Annotated in this window: 3 protein-coding genes; 2 read left to right on the forward strand and 1 reads right to left on the reverse strand. The window is 63.5% G+C overall.

Going from position 1 to position 3,094, the window contains the following annotated elements:
* Positions 1–175 precede the first annotated feature (175 nt).
* Positions 176–805 (forward strand): glutathione S-transferase, encoded by a 630-nt coding sequence (locus MUW49_RS15720; RefSeq protein WP_182976278.1) that lies wholly within the window; start codon positions 176–178, stop codon positions 803–805.
* Between the two features lie 146 nt (positions 806–951).
* Here the strand turns inward: MUW49_RS15720 and MUW49_RS15725 are convergent, their stop codons facing one another.
* Entirely contained in the window at positions 952–2,127 is a 1,176-nt protein-coding gene (locus tag MUW49_RS15725) for an iron-containing alcohol dehydrogenase (RefSeq protein ID WP_201956630.1), read from the reverse strand.
* Positions 2,128–2,312: 185 nt separating this feature from the next.
* On the opposite strand from MUW49_RS15725, the gene MUW49_RS15730 reads away from it, so the two are divergent.
* On the forward strand, positions 2,313–2,897 hold the full coding sequence (locus MUW49_RS15730) for a hypothetical protein (protein ID WP_201956632.1): 585 nt from the start codon (positions 2,313–2,315) through the stop codon (positions 2,895–2,897).
* Positions 2,898–3,094 lie beyond the last annotated feature (197 nt).

Consider the following 3,094-nt stretch of genomic DNA (forward strand, 5'->3'; position numbering starts at 1 on the left):
AGAAGTTGCTTGAGGTACTGGGTTGCATTGATAATAGTCATGGCTTCGGGTGTGTCGGTTTTTTTTTGCGATTAAATCAGATCACAAACGAAGCCTTTTTTCTATCTATTTCAATTGGTTGTAGCTAAAGATCCTGTACATGATCACCGCCTTCCGTCACTGCGTCGAGGTTTCCATGATAGTCCTGCACCACCTGAACAAATCCCGCTCCCAGCGCATCATCTGGCTGCTTGAAGAGCTGGGCCTGCCCTACCAGATCAAGGCCTACCAGCGCGATGCTACCACCTTTCTGGCGCCGCCCGAGCTCAAGGCCGTCCACCCCCTCGGCAAGTCGCCGGTCATCGAGTTTGACGGCCGGGTGCTGGCGGAATCGGGCGCCATCACCGAGTACCTGATCGCCCGCCACGCTCCGGAACGGCTGGCACCGGCCACCGACAGCCCGGAGTATCCCGAATACCTGCAGTGGCTCCACTTCGCCGAGAGCTCCGGCATTCTGCCGCTGCTGCTCGACATGTTCGTGCGCAAGGATGGCAGCCCGATGCGCTTCCTGCCGGACTACGCCAAAGCCGAGTGCGCCAAGGTGCTGGGTTATCTCGATGAGGTGCTGGCAAACCGCAGCTACCTAGTGGCCGATCGCCTCACCGGCGCCGACATCCTGAACTCCTTCCTGGTGGATCTGCTGGCCCAGAGCGGCCAGCTGGCCCAGTTCCCGCACCTTGAGGCCTACTGGCAGCGACTCAACACCTATCCGGCTCGCCAGAAGGCGGCAGCGCTGGAGCGCGAGCTGGACCGCAGCGCCGAATAAACGGCGGTGCCCCGGTGACACCCTGCAAAACGCCCCGATGATCGGGGCGTTCTCTTTTCCGGCCGTCAGCCAGATATCAAAGCGCGTGGGACAGGATCCTGGCCGCACTTATTGTCCAGATCGCCCCTTGGCCAAGGGACTCAGGCCTAGAGGGCGCGAGAGAGGATCCGCGCTACCTTGTCGGGATCAATGTCCTGCTGCTCCCCGAGGGCGGTCAGGCCGAACAGCTTGAGGTTGGAACAGATCCCCGGGATGCAGCGCGCATCCAGACCATAGTCGGCGAGGCGGGTACCCACCCCCATCTGCTGGAAGAACTGCTCGGTACGGATGATCGCCTCCTCGATGCGCAGTGCCTTGTCCTCGCGGCTGGAGTGCCATACTCGCTCGGCGAACTGGGCCAGCTTCTCCTGCTTCTGGGCCGATTGCTCCCGCAGCAGGGAGGGCAGCACCACCGCCAGACTCTGGGCATGATCCAGCCCGTGCAGGGCGGTGAGCTGGTGACCGATGGCGTGGGTGGACCAGTCCTGGGGCACACCGCGACCGATGAGGCCGTTGAGGGCCAGGCTGGCCGCCCACATCAGGTTGGCACGCACCTGGTAGTTGGTGGGCTCCACCAGCGCCCGCGGACCGTTGTCCACCAGCACCTGCAGCAGCCCTTCCGCCAGCCGGTCCTGCACCTCGCCCCCCACCGGGAAGGTGAGGTACTGCTCGAGGATGTGGACGAAGGCATCCACCACGCCATTGCCCACCTGGCGCGGTGGAAGGCTGTAGGTGGTGGCGGGATCCAGCACCGCAAACACCGGTTGCACCAGCGGATTGTAGAAGGAGAGCTTGGCCTCCCCCCGGCTCACCACGGCGGCGGGGTTGCTCTCCGAGCCGGTGGCCGGCAGGGTCAACACGCAGCCCAGCGGCAGCGCTGCCTTGATGGGGGCCTTGTCCCGCAGGATCTCCCAGGGATCGTCCCCCTCGAAGCAGGCCGCGGCGGCCACGAACTTGGTGCCATCCACCACGGAGCCGCCACCCACCGCCAGCAGGAAGTCGATGCGCTCGCGCTTGACCAGGGCCACCGCCTCCATCAGCTGATCGTACTGGGGGTTGGCGCCGATGCCGGGAAACTCCAGCCACTCCCGGCCCGCCAGCGCCTGGGTCAACTGCTCATAGACCCCGTTCTGCTTGATGCTGCCACCCCCGTAGAGCACCAGCAGACGGCTGCCGGCCGGGATCAGCTCGGGCAGCCTGGCGATCTGGCCTTCACCAAAACAGATGCGGGTGGGATTGGCATATTGGAAGTTGTACACGGCAGAGCCCTCGGTTGATTGCATGCCGGGGAATTGTGCGCCTGCCGTGCCATCAGGTCAAAAACGGGAGCCTGTCGTCAAAAATACGATGCCAGCCTGCCGATGCCGGGCGCTCCTGCCCGGCTTTGCTATGGTGATAGCGGGAAGACGAGTTCGTCGCCCCCTCAAGCCCCTCCCGGGGTCCCTTTCCCACTCACAGGGTCTCTATCATGAAACTGAAGCACGCCTGGATTGCGGGTGCCCTCACCCTCTGTGCCCCTCCCCTGCTCTATGCCGCCGAGGTCACCACCCATGTGGCCGTGGCCCCCGGACAAGCCAGCCTGGCCGAAGAACTGACCGCCAGGGCAACCGTCACCGCCATCGACCTGGCCACCCGCAAGGTCAGCCTGAAAAATGCCGAAGGGCAGACCCTGGATCTGATCGCCGGGGAGGGGGTGACCAACCTTCCCCAGCTCAAGGTGGGAGATGTCGTGGCCTTGAGATATCTGCAACTGCTGGACCTGACCCTGCTCAAGGGCACCGCCGGGGTGAGAAAACGGGTGGTGGAAGTGGAAGGGGGCAAGGCGGCCGCCGGGGAGAAACCCGCTGCCGGCGCCGGCATGCAGGTAACCATCTATGCCGACGTCATCGATGTGGACAAGGCGCATCAGACCATCCGGGTCAAGGGGGTCGACCATACCCTGGCCCTCAAGGTGCAGGATCCGGCCCAGTTCGCCCTCATCGCCAAGGGGGACCAGATAAAGGCCGTGCAGACCACCGCCATCGCCATCGGGATCGCCCCCCAGAGTCCCTGAGCCCTGACCACGTCAGGCCGTGCCTCCCACGGCCTGCCGGCCCCGTGGCAAGCAGGGCGGGATCGCACTTTGTTAATGAAATTTGAACAGGCAGATCGTCTGTGATCTAATCGCGTCTCCATGCAGGAGGCACGCGCTATGACGTTGATTGAACACCTTACCCTTGTCGAAGAAACTCGCTCTGAGATCAATCGTAA

This window comes from Aeromonas sp. LsrichE-8G, from assembly GCF_022869435.1.
GTDB lineage: Bacteria > Pseudomonadota > Gammaproteobacteria > Enterobacterales > Aeromonadaceae > Aeromonas > Aeromonas caviae.

What these genes read in the sequence shown, in the direction of transcription:
- MUW49_RS15720 (WP_182976278.1), top strand. Translation starts at nt 176, where the DNA reads ATGATAGTCCTGCACCACCTGAACAAATCCCGCTCCCAGCGCATCATC.
- MUW49_RS15725 (WP_201956630.1), bottom strand. Translation starts at nt 2,127, where the DNA reads ATGCAATCAACCGAGGGCTCTGCCGTGTACAACTTCCAATATGCCAAT.
- MUW49_RS15730 (WP_201956632.1), top strand. Translation starts at nt 2,313, where the DNA reads ATGAAACTGAAGCACGCCTGGATTGCGGGTGCCCTCACCCTCTGTGCC.